This is a genomic window from Psychrobacter nivimaris (assembly GCF_904846365.1).
Taxonomy (GTDB): Bacteria; Pseudomonadota; Gammaproteobacteria; order Pseudomonadales; family Moraxellaceae; genus Psychrobacter; species Psychrobacter nivimaris_B.
Genome location: NZ_CAJHAL010000050.1, coordinates 1 through 13,563 on the forward strand (window position 1 = coordinate 1; position 13,563 = coordinate 13,563).

Below are 13,563 nucleotides of genomic sequence, written 5' to 3' on the forward strand. Positions count from 1 at the left end.
TCGATAAAAGATTGCATGAGCTGCCTCTGAAAGTCTTTGATGTCATCGAAGCTGTTCATGCTACCAGCCATTTGCTCGGCCAGTTTTTTAATGTCAGATTGAGTCGTCATTGCTTATTCTCCTGTTAATGGATTATAAGCAGTTACACAGTTTTTAGGAAACTCCCGGTGTGTACCGCTGACCCATAAAGTTGCATTATCTGCCATTTTTTCTCGTACAGTAGACAGCCATTCGTAGGTAAATACGTAAGCATCATTGTCACTGACAAGCTTGTCCCACTGACCTTTATTGACTGACTGGACTTTATTATTTTTCAATGTCAGACCATTATTGAATGTACTGGTTAAGAGCCAGCGCTCTACTATTATCTACACGCTTATCCATTAAGGTTCATAAGTACTGAGAGCTACTTTTGGTTTGAGCTAGCTACTCACTCTATTCTACGCCAAAGATAATAAATTCAGTATCAAGCATATCATCAGGTTCTAAAATAATATCCTCGCTTCTATATATTTCTTGTGCTTTTAGTAGAGCAGTTTCACCATCTTCTGCAACCACTTCTATAAGTGCACTCATCGTTTCGATTACTTCTATTTGATAAGTATTTGAACCGCCTGTCTTTATCATAGATATTCTCAACAATTAAAAGTTCTCGTATATCACTTCAGTCATCAATACCAAGTAGATTAGCAAAAGCCATCAAAAGAAGTGATCGTCTTTTGTTACGCAGACTTGTGTCATAAAGCAAATCGATCAATGATCTTTTTTCAATAGACATGGTTAAAAGGACAATATCGAATGCGTTCCATATATGAAAAAGTAAGAGTTCCAATACAAATCAGACGTTTGATGGTGTTTGATGAAATTTGTAGATTGGCCAAAGCTAAGCCTAATGAAATCGTGCATTTGTCGCCTTATACTCAATTGGCTTTTGGTGTCATATATTTAAAAGACCTTAAAAGGTTTGTGGCTTTTGGAGGTATGTTTGAGTATGCGCATACGCGAGAAGAAGTCATCGAGCAGGGTATCGATGTTATTCCTAATGATGAATTGGTGATGTGTGCATTGACGGTTAATCTCATTCCTTTTACCAAACCTGTACGCAACTCGGTACAGCTGTTATGGCAGTGGAATCGCTATGTGCGTAATCGATTGCATGCTTATATTGACTATCGTGAGGAGCATTTTTTCAAAATTAATGATGAGATTGATTGGGAGTATCCAGCGCATAAGTTTCATCAGCGTCTTGTGGCTACTGCGCGATTACCATTATGGGATGATAGAGATGAGCTGATTGCCGATGTATACCGTGACAAAAAAGGACAGCCAAGATCTAAGTATTATAATGAGAAGCGACTAGTATGACTTTCGATAATGACCACGGCTTACAAATTCAATGATGCCTTTATCTCGTAGTACTTGTAACTGTTGGCGAATTTTATCTTTTACGTGGTTGTTTTCAGGATGTTTGAGCTGCAGTTCACTAGCAAAAGCATAAACTTGATTGAGAGAAAAACTGACATCGAGACGGTCGATACATTGCCAGACATCGAGTGTCCAACCGCGTGAAGCCATAGATTGCTTGCGTAAAAATAAAGTCTTTTGGAACTGTTGGGTGACATTTTCACGCGGTATAACTTGTTGGTCTTTGACCAAAAACACTTTGCCTGATTCGGGTACTTGGCGTAAGTCAATATTGCAACCAACCCAACCTGCTCGTTTTGCCGTCACTGATAAGGGTTTACGCTTAACAATAATATCGGGTGTAAAGAAATGCTTGGGAATAATCAGAAAATTATTGACGGTGTATTCTTTTGAGTAGGTTAAAAAGAAGAAGCTGGGATTATCCTTACTATTGATACGCTCAATCATCGTCTTATAAGCACCATCATTGACAACACTGCTTAACTTGGCTTTTTTACTTTTCAGCTCATATTGCTCATTACAATTTTCGCAATAAAAATCAGCAACAGGTTTGTTATTAGCAAACTCAGCTAGCGATTGAGCGCTACAATTGGTGCAGTAACTATTTTCTTTTACCCATGCTTCGCTGAGTACACGAACTTTTTGAGATTCAGAGTGATAGTTTTTAGCAAGACTTTGGTTGAAATGTAGGTTCATAAGATATTTTCATTATTAATAGATAAGCTGAGAATACTGAAAAAAAGGCATAAGTATTAAGCCATATAAACTGCTATCAAGAGCAAGATAATTCATAAGCTAAGCAAATACCATTGAAAATCGCACGGTTCAGTGCTAAATTCTAGCAAACATCTGCCTCGCGAGTTGCCATGAGCAAGCCTACACCCAATATACCACCTGAACGTCCCAATGAGTCGCCGTCAAACAAACAAGATGGCACAGTCGAGGAGCGTGTCGATACCACGCTGCCGGACGCGCAACCAGTGGTAGATGAGGTGGAAGACACATCAGCAACGCCAGCAACCAACGTCTCGCTCATCAGCGGCAACAGTAAACCGCGTCAATATAAAGTCAATAACCCATCGTTTTTTATGCAACGCGGCTATCAAGTGCTGCTAGTATTGGGGCTTATTGCTGCATTTTTCTTGGTCATGGTTTATCAGACGTTGTTTGGTCGTATCGAGCAGCCGCAGCAAATGGTCACGATTGAACCAGGTCAGACCTATTATGGTCTACTACCGCAGTGGCAGCAGCAGATTCCGCTGTTTTCGGCAGGCGTGGCCAAGCTGTATATCAAATCACAAGTCGATGCGCCGTTGCATGCTGGTACGTATCAATTACCCGAAAACCCGACTATCGCTGAGGCGCTACAGATACTAGGTCAAGGCGCAAAAGCGGCCATGGTCAAAGTGCAAATCATCGAAGGCAAGACATCTAAAGACCTTTACCAAGCGCTTCGTGACAATGACAAAATCGAAAAAGAAGTACTGACCGCAGATAGTGACAATGCGAGTATTGCCCAAGCACTAGATTTGACGGGTGTACTGCCAGATAGTGTGGCTAATAGCAGTGACCCGATTGTTAACTATAATCTTGAAGGTTGGTTCGCGCCTGATACCTATTATTATGGTGAAGGAACCAGCGATAAAAAAGTATTGACTGACTTGTATAAGCGTCAGCAGCAGGTACTGACTGATGCGTGGGAAAATCGTGCGCCGAATCTGCCTTATAAGAGTCCTTATGAAGCGTTAGTGATGGCGTCTATTATTGAAAAAGAGACCAGCGTTGCTGATGAGCGTCCTTTAGTCTCTGCCGTATTTAGAAATCGCTTGAATAAAAACATGCGTATGCAGACGGACCCGACTATTATCTATGGTATGGGCAGTCGTTATGATGGTAATATCCGCCGCAAAGACATCAATGAAAAGACGTCTTATAACACCTACCAAATTGATGGTTTACCGCCAACGCCAATTGCGCTACCATCAGCGGCCTCTATCGAAGCGACCTTACATCCTGCCGATAGTGAAGCATTGTATTTTGTGGCAACGGGAAATGGTGGGCACAAATTTACCAATAGCTTGGCTGAGCATAATCAAGCGGTAAAAGACTATCTCAGTGTCATGCGTGAGAAAAAATCTCAAACGCCGCCGCAGTAATATTCCTTCTTAATCTTCTTAAAAAACTTATCGTTTATTGAGCGCTACAAAGTAGAGGTAGTGCTCATCAATGACATAAGGTCATATCATGTCAGTATCTATGCACACTAGCGCAACACCATCACATGACAGCATACAATCATCGAATCTACCTGAATCAAGTGCTCCAAATACGGAGACGGCACCTATGTTAGGCCGCTTTATTAGTTTTGAAGGCACTGAAGGTGTGGGAAAAACTACCGCGATTGAACATTTGTGTTTGCGCTTAGAAGCTAAAGGCATTCCATATCTGCGTACTCGTGAGCCAGGTGGTAGCCCATTTGCCGAGCAATTGCGTGACATATTATTGGACCCAGCGACGGATATCGAAGACGATACTGAGCTGCTGCTATTGTTTGCGGCTCGCTGTGATCATATGCAGCAAGTCATCTTACCAGCGCTCCAAAATGGTACTTGGGTGATATGTGACAGGTTTACCGACTCTACTATTGCGTATCAGGGCTTTGGACGTGCGTATGGCGACGAGCTGGTACGCGGCAAAATCGATATGCTTATCAAACAATTTGTGACGCAGCTTCCTGAGCTGACATTGTGGTTGGATTTGCCAGTAGCAGAGGGCATGAAGCGTGCCAACAAGCGCAGTGCAGCAGATCGTTTTGAGCAGCAAGCTACCGAGTTTTTTACCTGGGTGCATACTGGTTTTAGTCAACTTGCGAGCGAGTATCCTGAGCGCATACAGCGTATTGATGCATCGGGCAGTACGGATGATGTGAGTGCACGTATATGGAAGACAGTTATAGACAGATTCGATATCAAATAATTAAATTTTGCTAAGTAGGTTTGTAGATTTATAAGGCAGTTAGATGTATCGATAGCCAGTTAGCCAGTTAGCCAGTTAGCCAGTTAGCCAGTTAGCCAGTTAGCCAGTTAGCACCAATAAAAGCCCCAGCATATTGTTGGGGCTTTTTATTAAGGTAAATATTTTATCTTTAAGTCAATAAAGCAGATAACAAAACATATTATTTTTCGTCTGGCTTATCTACTTTTACATCCTCAGTAGTAGCGATAGAGGCGTCGCTATCCTGAGCAGAGTCAGGTAGACGATTTGGGTCAAGCGCCCCTTTTTTGTTTTTAGGCGCACTACCATTGCCATTACTGTTCGTAGAGGTTTTGGTCTTCGAAGTCGCTGTCGAGTTTGCAGACATGACGCCTTTATTATCCACAGTAGTAGCAGACGTTTTTGGCTCTTCTACTGGCTCACTTTTCTCTACAGTAGTGCTAGAAGGTGACTTAGTCTCGGTGCTACTGCTTTGGGTAGTTGATGACTGATTAGCAGTGCTTTGTTCATCATTTTTGTCACTATCTACCGAAGACTCTGGCGCTGCTGTCTGACTGTCATCAGGGCTAGGCTCCTGCTCTTTACGCTTTTCAGGGGCTTTTGAGTTAGATTCAAAGTTAGCATCAGCCGCCATACGAGCCTGCTCTTGCTTAGGCGTTACATCGACTGGCTTCGGCTGTACTTCATCGTCTACCACTAGCGATATAAGCTTACGGTCACGAGGGACAGTACCGTCAAACTTATCGGTGATAACGTGCAGTTTGCCTTCTTTGTCTACCGTATATAGCGGTACGAACTGCTTATTATCCGCTTTATACTGCTCAAAGCTATAGCTATCGGTAATGTTGGTAATCTTAATTCGAGCTTTTTTGGACAGCATACTGGCAAGCTTGGTATAGGTCACATCTTTGCCAAACAGCCACTGTGAATGAAAGTTCGATTGCTTGTCATCACGCTCGCTTTTGACTTTTTCGTCACTGAATTTAAGACGGTATAGCTTGCGCTCACCAAATTCATGACGATAGTGAATCTCGGACAACGTGTTCATTTCTTTGTCCATACTCATTGCAAACAAGCGACCAATACCGATCAGATCCAGATGATGATCTGCGTGATCAGAGATGGGATTACCAAAGTAAGTACGCAGACCGCTCATGCGTGCGCGTGCAATATTGGTGTAGTTATTGTGCGCAACGATGACGTCAAAACCTTGATCTTTTAGAGAGGTAGCAATCAATAGTGCAATTGGGTTTGAGCCAACGATAAGGATACCATTGGTCTCAGGCTCACGTACGCCAAGTAAATTACCGACTACTTTTGCACCTAGACCCTGAATCATGACCGTACCGATAATGACCATAAATACCAGAGGTACAAGTAGCTCTACGCCTTGAATATCATACTCTTGCAAACGAATCGCAAACAGGGATGAGATGGCAGCGGCAACGATACCACGTGGGCCAATCCAGCTAATCATCAGCTTTTCATTGGTCTTAAGGTTAGAGCCGATAGCTGATGCCCAGACTGATAATGGACGTGCGACAAACATCACGATAGCGAGCAGCACTAGCCCTGCAAAACCAACGCTGAGCAAACTTGCTAGCTCTACACGCGCCGCCAGAATAATGAACAGCACTGAAATCAGCAAAATGGTCAACGATTCATTGAACTCTAAAATCGTCTCACGTGGGAATTTTGGCCAGTTTGCCAATGCCACACCCAATACTGTGACGGTCAATAGGCCTGATTCATGTTCTAGATGATTTGATATCGAAAATAACACCAGTACAAATGCTAGGGTAAAAACATTACGTAGGAACTCAGGAATCATATGACGACGCATAAGGAATGCAAGTAGCCAAGCGCCCGCCATACCCATTGCCGTTGCCAATACGACAATCTTAGCAAACAGTAGAATACTACTGGCTTCGCCGCCTGAGATAATGTACTCATAGACTAATACCACAGCGATAGCGCCGATTGGGTCAATGATAATACCTTCCCATTTCAAGATATTGGAAATGGTTTTGTTGGGGCGTACACTGCGCAGCAGCGGCATAATGACCGTCGGACCAGTCACACAGACTAGCGCCCCGAAGAGTAGAGCAATCAATGGATCGACATCGAATAGTAAATAAGTCGATAGGGCCACGATAGCAATGGTAATCAGTACACCGACCGATACCAGCATTTGTACCACGGTACCATGCTGCTTAATCTCATCGAACTCTAGCGTTAGCGATCCTTCAAATAGGATAATCGCTACGCCCAAAGAGATGAAAGGAAACATCAGCTCGCCCAACACCAAGTCTGGGTCAAATACACCCAGCACTGGCCCGACGATAATACCAATCAGTAATAAAAATAAAATGGATGGTTGCTTTAAATACCAAGCCAACCATTGGGCGGCAATGCCAATCCCAACCACGCCGGATAGCAAAAGGGCGGTATCCATAAATTAATCCTTTTATAATCTTGTCATATTTTATATCTATCGATAGCTGTTATAAGATAGTCGCTACCGTTTATTTAACAATAAGTTGTTATCCGTTTCTGTTGTAGCCAAGCCATCGCACTGATAGCCCTCATGAGTCACAACATAAGCTAGATATGATATAACTACTATAAAGTAGCAAAGACAAAAGCGCTTCTAGATAAATCACAATACGCTAGAAATGCAAAAGATGGAAAACAAGAGTGATGATAGCCAGTTTAATAAGGTCGTAATAAATAGCCTCATATACAAGCTAACTTTTGTTTGTTTAGTAAAATATTTGGTTTGACATCATACCATGATTTTATTTCAAGCTGATGTAAGCCGTACCTGCTAAAAAGCTATGTCACGGCCACGAAAGTATACGAAGCCCATATGAAATAACGCTGCCTTGGGTTATCCTGCACTATGCAAAAAGCATCAGCACAATACTTCAAGTTTTTATTTATCATACAGTAGCTACGTAGGGCATGCACGTCACGCATAGGATAATAGTGTTGGCGCTATGAAATGTCATATACTGAACGTTGAAAGTATTTATTTTTATAAGACGCTATTAATCATGTTCTACACTATTAACCATCTTCTAAAGACAAGCGCTCTATAAGTATTCAAGTAGTGAGTAGTGATAAAAATAAGCGTAAAGTAACGGCTAAATAGCTATGACCATAAGTTCGAATAAAAGTGCTGTGCCGCATAAATAGACAAGATAAATAGATAAAAGAATATAGTTTCACCAAATAGTAACGAATAGGGGCATGCCGCTTGGTGTAGTCGCTATCGCTGACAATCATAACGTGGCTGTTAATAACAGCGATTACTCATATGGAGGACACAAAATGCCTATCAATATGTTCAAAGGACAGACCACTGCTAATATGCAGCGCTGGTTACAACGTAGTGCGCTGGCACTTGCTGTTAGTACCGCGATGTTTGCTAGTATTAATGTCACGACGATAAACAGTGCTCAGGCTGCAGTCACTACGGCTGATTTCTCTGGTTTGGTGCAACAAGTCACGCCAGCAGTGGCACGTGTCAATGTCACCAAAACGATTAGTGAGGCCGAGCTTGCTAAAGCTCAGACTGCTGAAGTATTGCGTCAGTTCTTTGGTGATCGTCTACGCATCCCTGATCGAGTCGCGACGCCAGCGATTGAACATGCTTATGGTACGGCCTTTTTTATTACTTCCAATGGATATATGCTGACCAACCATCATGTCATCGCAGGTGCGGACAAAATCACTGTGACGCTCAATGATAGAACCGAGCTTGATGCAACTTTAGTCGGTAGTGACGAGCGCTCAGATGTCGCCGTGCTAAAAGTTGAGGGCAGTCAATTTCCAGCCTTGCCTATCGGCGACTCAAGTGGTCTAAAAGTAGGGGAGCCAGTATTAGCAATCGGTTCGCCATTTGGTTTTGACTATTCAGCCTCTGCTGGTATTGTCAGTGCCAAGTCGCGTAGCTTCTCGCGTGAAACGAGCGTGCCATTCATCCAAACCGATGTGGCATTAAACCCGGGTAACTCTGGCGGGCCACTATTTAACCAGCGCGGCGAAGTGATTGGAATCAATTCGCGTATTTTTAGTGGTACTGGCGGTTATATGGGACTGTCATTCTCTATTCCTATTGACGCTGCCATGGACATTTATGAGCAGCTAAAAAATGATGGTGAAGTGGCGCGTGCATATCTAGGAATTTATCCACAAGATATCGATCGCAATCTGGCCGAGGCTTATAATTTAGAGCGCCCTCAAGGTGCCTTACTGACTCGTGTATCACCAGATTCACCAGCACAAAAATCAGGCCTAAAACCTGGTGACATCATTTTGCAATACAATGACGTACAAATCATGGAGGCATCAGATTTGCTGAACTTGCTCAACCGAGCGCGTCCAAGCGACCCCTTCCGTGCACGGATTCAGCGTAACGGTAAGCAGATGGTGATTAACGGTAAGCTCGCTTATGCGCCCAATGATGTAAGAGCACAGAGCGGTGATGAGCAAAATGATGATGTACAATTGGGCTTGCGTTTACGCGATTTGACGGCGGATGAACAAGCAGAAATCGCTGTCGATAATAAAACGGGCATATTGGTTACCACAGTGGATCCTACTGGACTGGCCGCGCGCTCAGGTATTCTGGCAGGTGATGTCATCACTAACTTTCATCAAAAGCCGATCGAAACAGTGGCAGATTTTTCAGGTGCTATCTCATCTCTTCCTAAAAAAGGCGTGGTCACTATAGAAGTTATACGCCAAGGTATTCCTGCTATTATTGGTCTACGTATTGAGTAAATGTCATGATTAAAGTGTGACTGTTAATGTGATTGTTAATGTCACTAATAATGTAACTCAGATTACGGTGCAGGGTATAAAGGCAGCGCGCACGTCAATAATTGTGCTTGTCTATCATGGAGGTCGACCTCTATAATGTTTGGTTTTTTATCAAACAGCCAAGAGTAAGACCTCAACAGCAATCCATTCGTTAAGTGAGTTATTGATCAATCAATACGCTCTAAGGTGGGCCGAGTCGCTTAGTAGGCTCGTACCATTATGCAACCGCTAGGTAATTATGACTGACCCCGCTCTACATACGCTTATTACAACGACGTCAGCAGCATTGCTAGCGTACATTGCACTGTGGTCAGGGCTACAAACGTTCAATGCCAATCCTACCAAGCGCTTTATGCGCATTTGGGTGAAGCTCGCACTGTATTATGCCGCTTACACGATGCCTGTTTGGGCGATATTGCTTATCATGGTTTGGTCACAGGACTTGATACCGATGTTAGCGCAGCTATCACTACCTGCTGTACTGATGGCAATATTGACGATGGGTTTATACTTTTATACTGTCATTGTACAACCCAACCGCTTACGACTAGAGCATCATTCTATTGACTTAGATTTGTCTACACCGCTCAAAGTCGCCGTATTGGCAGATTTGCGTATAGGGATATACGGTGGTAAGCCGCGTCATATTCGCAAGCTGGTCTCTACTATCAATGCTTTGTCAGCAGATGCCGTACTGATTACTGGGGACTGGCTATACTACCCAAGTGCAGATTTAGTGGGTCAGTTAATGCTGTTCAAGGGGGTAAATAAACCTGTTTATACAGTCATGAGTACCTCGGACTTGCGTTATCAGTCTATGAATACGACCAAGCAAGGTCAGCCATTATTAGAAGATACATTGGCTAGTACTTTTGATGTACTCGATATTAACTATATCGATCAGCAATGTACGTCACTGCCACTCAAATGTGCAAGAGCGACAAATGAGCAGTTAGTCGTCAATCAGTCGACTTATCGAACTAATAATCAAGACAGTGTTGAGCAAGAAAACTCGAATACAAATTCATTAGTAGCGGTGCTTTGCGGTTGGCAAGATGTGCCCAAGCAATCTACAGATATTGAAACGTCAGAGGCGACTGATAAAGCAATGCTTGGATCGGAGATTGCCAATGCCGCCAGTCCAGTGATTATCTTAGCATCACGATTTGATAGTATCAGTGATCTGCCAAAATCTTTACAACCACGCCCTTTGTTGATAACAGGCGCTGCTAAGGCTATTCAAAAAAATATCCTGCTTGCTCAAAAACAAAACGATATTCGACGTAGTAGTGAGCAATCAGCATTGCTATATAACAGTCGTATGGGTAAGCAGCGCGGCTTATATCAACATGCAAGTGCACAGATATTTGTGAGTAGCGGCATCGGTACGAGAGGGTTGCCTTTTCGATTCTATCGACCTACTATCGATGTGTTGACGATTCGTTAATATTACATAAGAGACTTATCAGCGTACGTTGATTGCGCTAAACTGCTCCTTTAATGATGTAAGTATTCATCTACAAGGTTTTAGTTCAAATTCTATAAATTTAAGCGAAAAGTAATACATGTTTTTTGGTACTAAAATTATGTGCTGACTGCCAATTGATTGATAGCGGTCAAATCAAAATATGCTACACTAACGAGCACTCTTATTATTATATTTCTGTCGGTTAGTAAGCAGGCCTATTACTCTTGGTAGATGGCCATCACGATACTGATATCGTAGATATAATCATCTATGATACAAACGCTATTATAGTAAGTAGAGACGCAGCATTAACATCAAGTAAGTTACGCCATCAGCGTTTATCAACGCACACAAAGCAATGGCCACTTGCAAACGACCTATCATGTGACAGCTTTAATAAAAGCTAGGATAATACAGTAAGGCACGGTTATGAGCACAGCATACGACGAGATCAAAACCCGACTACAAGGCTCAATGGTAGCTTTGGTAACGCCCATGCACCCTGACGGTAAGGTCGATTATAAACGTCTCGCAGATCTCATAGATTGGCAGATCGAGCAGGGCACACACTGCCTTGTGGCTGTTGGTACTACTGGTGAATCAGCGACCCTATCTATGCAAGAGCATAGCGATGTCATTCGCTATTTTGTCCAGCATGTTAAAGGTCGTGTACCGGTCATCGCGGGTACTGGTGCCAACAACACGATGGAAGCCATCAAGCTGACTCAGGATGCTGCCGATGCAGGTGCGGACTGTGCGTTGCTAGTCGCTCCTTACTACAATAAGCCACCACAAGAAGGCTTATTCCAGCATTATCAAGCCATTGCCAAAGCCGTAAATATACCGCAAATGCTGTATAACGTGCCTGGACGTACAGTGGTTGATATCGCTCAAGAAACGGTTGAGCGTTTGTGTGACATCGATAATATCGTTGCTATCAAAGATGCGACAGGATCTGTCGGTCGCGGTGAGCAATTGATCAAAGCCGTTGGTGACAGAATGGTTGTATTATCTGGTGATGATGGCACTGCGCTTGATCTAATGAAAGTAGGTGGCAAAGGTAATATCTCAGTCACTGCTAACGTGGCGCCAAAAGCCATGAGTGAGACTTTTTCTGCAGGTTTACGTGGTGACTTTGAAGCGGCTGGTAAAATCCATGACGTGGTCAAACATTTGCACCGTGACCTATTTATCGAATCAAGCCCTATCCCAGCGAAGTACGCCTTGCATAAAATGGGCATTATCGATAAAGGTATCCGTCTGCCATTGGTTTGGCTCGCCGAGCAGCATCATGCGACTATCGATGAAGCATTGGTTCGAGCAAACATACGATAAATTGATATTTAGCCAATTGATATTCGGCGATTTTAGATTTGTTGCTAGTTCGATGATTGATATTCGAGCTAGTAGCAAGTCAACTTATAATGATAAGTCAATCGCCTACATGAGCAATAACTGCTAACTCAGAGAGACAACATGATGACATTATCATCAAAAACAGTATCATCAAAGACGACCAAACTACTTCCAGCAATGCTGACCTTGGTTTTGGGTAGCACTTTGGTATTAAGCGGTTGTCAAGCGACCAAAAACTTGCTTGGTAAACGTGACAACGGTAGCTTAGATTATCAACAAAGCAAAAAGCTTGCACCGATAGAGCTACCTGCCGCCCAAGAAACGGCACCTTTTGTACCTTTGTATTCAACACCTAATGCTGGGGCAAACACGCTCCAACTACAAAATGAGTCAGGCAATCAGTATCAGCTGCCAAAGCCTCAGCGTGCTGTTAGCAACACTTCGAACTAAACTTACTCCCTTATCTATATCGCTGACTGTTGCGTTTTTTATCATAGCCGCAAGCCATGTATCTTACATCAGTCAGCGGTAGCTGCGCGTTTTTACCACATAAGCTTGAACGAACAGGAACCCCCATAATGCAAAAGCAACAACTGCTGTATAAAGGTAAAGCCAAATCTGTCTATGAAACAGAGGACAATGATCTTCTGATTTTGCACTTCCGTGATGATACCTCGGCGCTTGATGGTAAGCGTATCGAACAATTAGCACGTAAAGGTGTGGTTAATAACCGCTTTAATGCTTTTATCATGCAAAAATTGTCTGACGCTGGTATCGAAACACATTTCGAGAAGCAATTGTCTGATGACGAAGTGTTGGTTAAACGCTTGAACATGATTCCTGTAGAGTGCGTGGTGCGTAACTTTGCAGCTGGTAGTTTGGTGCGTCGTTTAGGCTTAGAAGAAGGTCAGGCATTGACGCCGCCAACGTATGAGCTGTTCTATAAAGATGATGCGCTAGGTGATCCGATGGTTAACGAATCACTTTCTGTATCTCTTGGCTGGGCGACCAAAGAGCAACTGGCTAAGATGGAAGAGCTGACCTATCAAGTCAACGATGTATTAAAAGCATTGTTTGATGCGGGTGATTTAATCCTAGTTGATTTTAAACTAGAGTTTGGCGTATTCCATGGCCGTATCGTATTAGGTGATGAGTTCTCACCAGATGGCTGCCGTATCTGGGACAAGAACACCAAGAAGAAACTTGATAAAGACCGTTTCCGTCAGTCACTAGGTGATGTGATTGAAGCTTATGAAGAAGTGGCTAACCGTATTGGTGTGCCATTAAAATAAGCATTCGATAGGTAGTATAAAATAAAAAAAACTGAGCCATGTGCTCAGTTTTTTTATGGCATTATATTTAAGATGGTTCCCTAGTGAGGACTTGAATCTTTGGCTGTGAGCTAATGGTATTAAGGTTTCAACTTGCTGAGATAGCCACAGTGTACTTCATGATGTACTTACCATAGATATTCTATCTATGATCGGTGCGCT

The 13,563-nt window shown here is 43.0% G+C and carries 12 protein-coding genes and 1 pseudogene; 8 read left to right on the forward strand and 5 right to left on the reverse strand.

Annotated features, from left to right (window positions below; all coding sequences use genetic code 11):
* The 3 genes and pseudogenes from JMX63_RS14770 to JMX63_RS13735 form a co-directional block, all read right to left on the reverse strand.
* Nucleotides 1-110 (reverse strand): annotated as a pseudogene (locus JMX63_RS14770) (transposase); the annotation flags it as partial.
* 3 nt (nt 111-113) lie between these two features.
* Complete coding sequence (locus tag JMX63_RS13730; RefSeq protein ID WP_201573008.1) at nt 114-317, reverse strand: hypothetical protein; 204 nt, start codon at nt 315-317, stop codon at nt 114-116.
* Nucleotides 318-435: 118 nt separating this feature from the next.
* On the reverse strand, nt 436-627 hold the full coding sequence (locus JMX63_RS13735) for a DpnD/PcfM family protein (protein ID WP_101204585.1): 192 nt from the start codon (nt 625-627) through the stop codon (nt 436-438).
* 171 nt (nt 628-798) lie between these two features.
* Here JMX63_RS13735 and JMX63_RS13740 point away from each other — a divergent pair, with 171 nt between their 5' ends.
* Nucleotides 799-1,365, forward strand: coding sequence for a hypothetical protein (locus tag JMX63_RS13740; protein WP_201573010.1), 567 nt, complete (start codon nt 799-801; stop codon nt 1,363-1,365).
* Here JMX63_RS13740 and JMX63_RS13745 read toward each other — a convergent pair.
* Nucleotides 1,357-2,121 (reverse strand): DpnI domain-containing protein, encoded by a 765-nt coding sequence (locus JMX63_RS13745; RefSeq protein ID WP_201573012.1) that lies wholly within the window; start codon nt 2,119-2,121, stop codon nt 1,357-1,359. The two genes, JMX63_RS13740 and JMX63_RS13745, sit on opposite strands and share 9 nt — an antisense overlap.
* Before the next feature lie 170 nt (nt 2,122-2,291).
* Between JMX63_RS13745 and mltG the strand changes: the two genes are divergently transcribed.
* Nucleotides 2,292-3,581 carry an endolytic transglycosylase MltG gene (mltG, locus tag JMX63_RS13750; RefSeq protein WP_201573014.1) on the forward strand — a complete coding sequence of 430 codons (1,290 nt, stop codon included), beginning with the start codon at nt 2,292-2,294 and terminating at the stop codon, nt 3,579-3,581.
* A gap of 187 nt (nt 3,582-3,768) precedes the next feature.
* Nucleotides 3,769-4,401 carry a dTMP kinase gene (gene tmk / locus JMX63_RS13755; protein ID WP_201573022.1) on the forward strand — a complete coding sequence of 211 codons (633 nt, stop codon included), beginning with the start codon at nt 3,769-3,771 and terminating at the stop codon, nt 4,399-4,401.
* Between the two features lie 199 nt (nt 4,402-4,600).
* On the opposite strand, the gene JMX63_RS13760 is transcribed toward tmk, so the two are convergent.
* The gene (locus JMX63_RS13760; RefSeq protein ID WP_201573016.1) at nt 4,601-6,874 is read right to left on the reverse strand and encodes a cation:proton antiporter; all 2,274 of its coding nucleotides are present in this window, start codon (nt 6,872-6,874) and stop codon (nt 4,601-4,603) included.
* 968 nt (nt 6,875-7,842) lie between these two features.
* Here JMX63_RS13760 and JMX63_RS13765 point away from each other — a divergent pair.
* The 5 genes from JMX63_RS13765 (at nt 7,843) to purC (ending at nt 13,362) form a co-directional block, all read left to right on the forward strand.
* Nucleotides 7,843-9,207, forward strand: a complete 1,365-nt coding sequence (locus JMX63_RS13765) for a Do family serine endopeptidase (RefSeq protein ID WP_406947856.1) — start codon at nt 7,843-7,845, stop codon at nt 9,205-9,207.
* Nucleotides 9,208-9,484: 277 nt separating this feature from the next.
* Complete coding sequence (locus JMX63_RS13770; protein WP_201573018.1) at nt 9,485-10,693, forward strand: metallophosphoesterase family protein; 1,209 nt, start codon at nt 9,485-9,487, stop codon at nt 10,691-10,693.
* A gap of 450 nt (nt 10,694-11,143) precedes the next feature.
* Complete coding sequence (gene dapA / locus JMX63_RS13775; protein ID WP_101204579.1) at nt 11,144-12,049, forward strand: 4-hydroxy-tetrahydrodipicolinate synthase; 906 nt, start codon at nt 11,144-11,146, stop codon at nt 12,047-12,049.
* 141 nt (nt 12,050-12,190) lie between these two features.
* Nucleotides 12,191-12,520: a hypothetical protein gene (locus JMX63_RS13780; RefSeq protein WP_227673345.1), complete on the forward strand. Its 330-nt coding sequence runs from the start codon at nt 12,191-12,193 to the stop codon at nt 12,518-12,520.
* Between the two features lie 128 nt (nt 12,521-12,648).
* Entirely contained in the window at nt 12,649-13,362 is a 714-nt protein-coding gene (purC, locus tag JMX63_RS13785; RefSeq protein WP_201573020.1) for a phosphoribosylaminoimidazolesuccinocarboxamide synthase, read from the forward strand.
* The last annotated feature ends 201 nt before the right edge of the window (nt 13,363-13,563 follow it).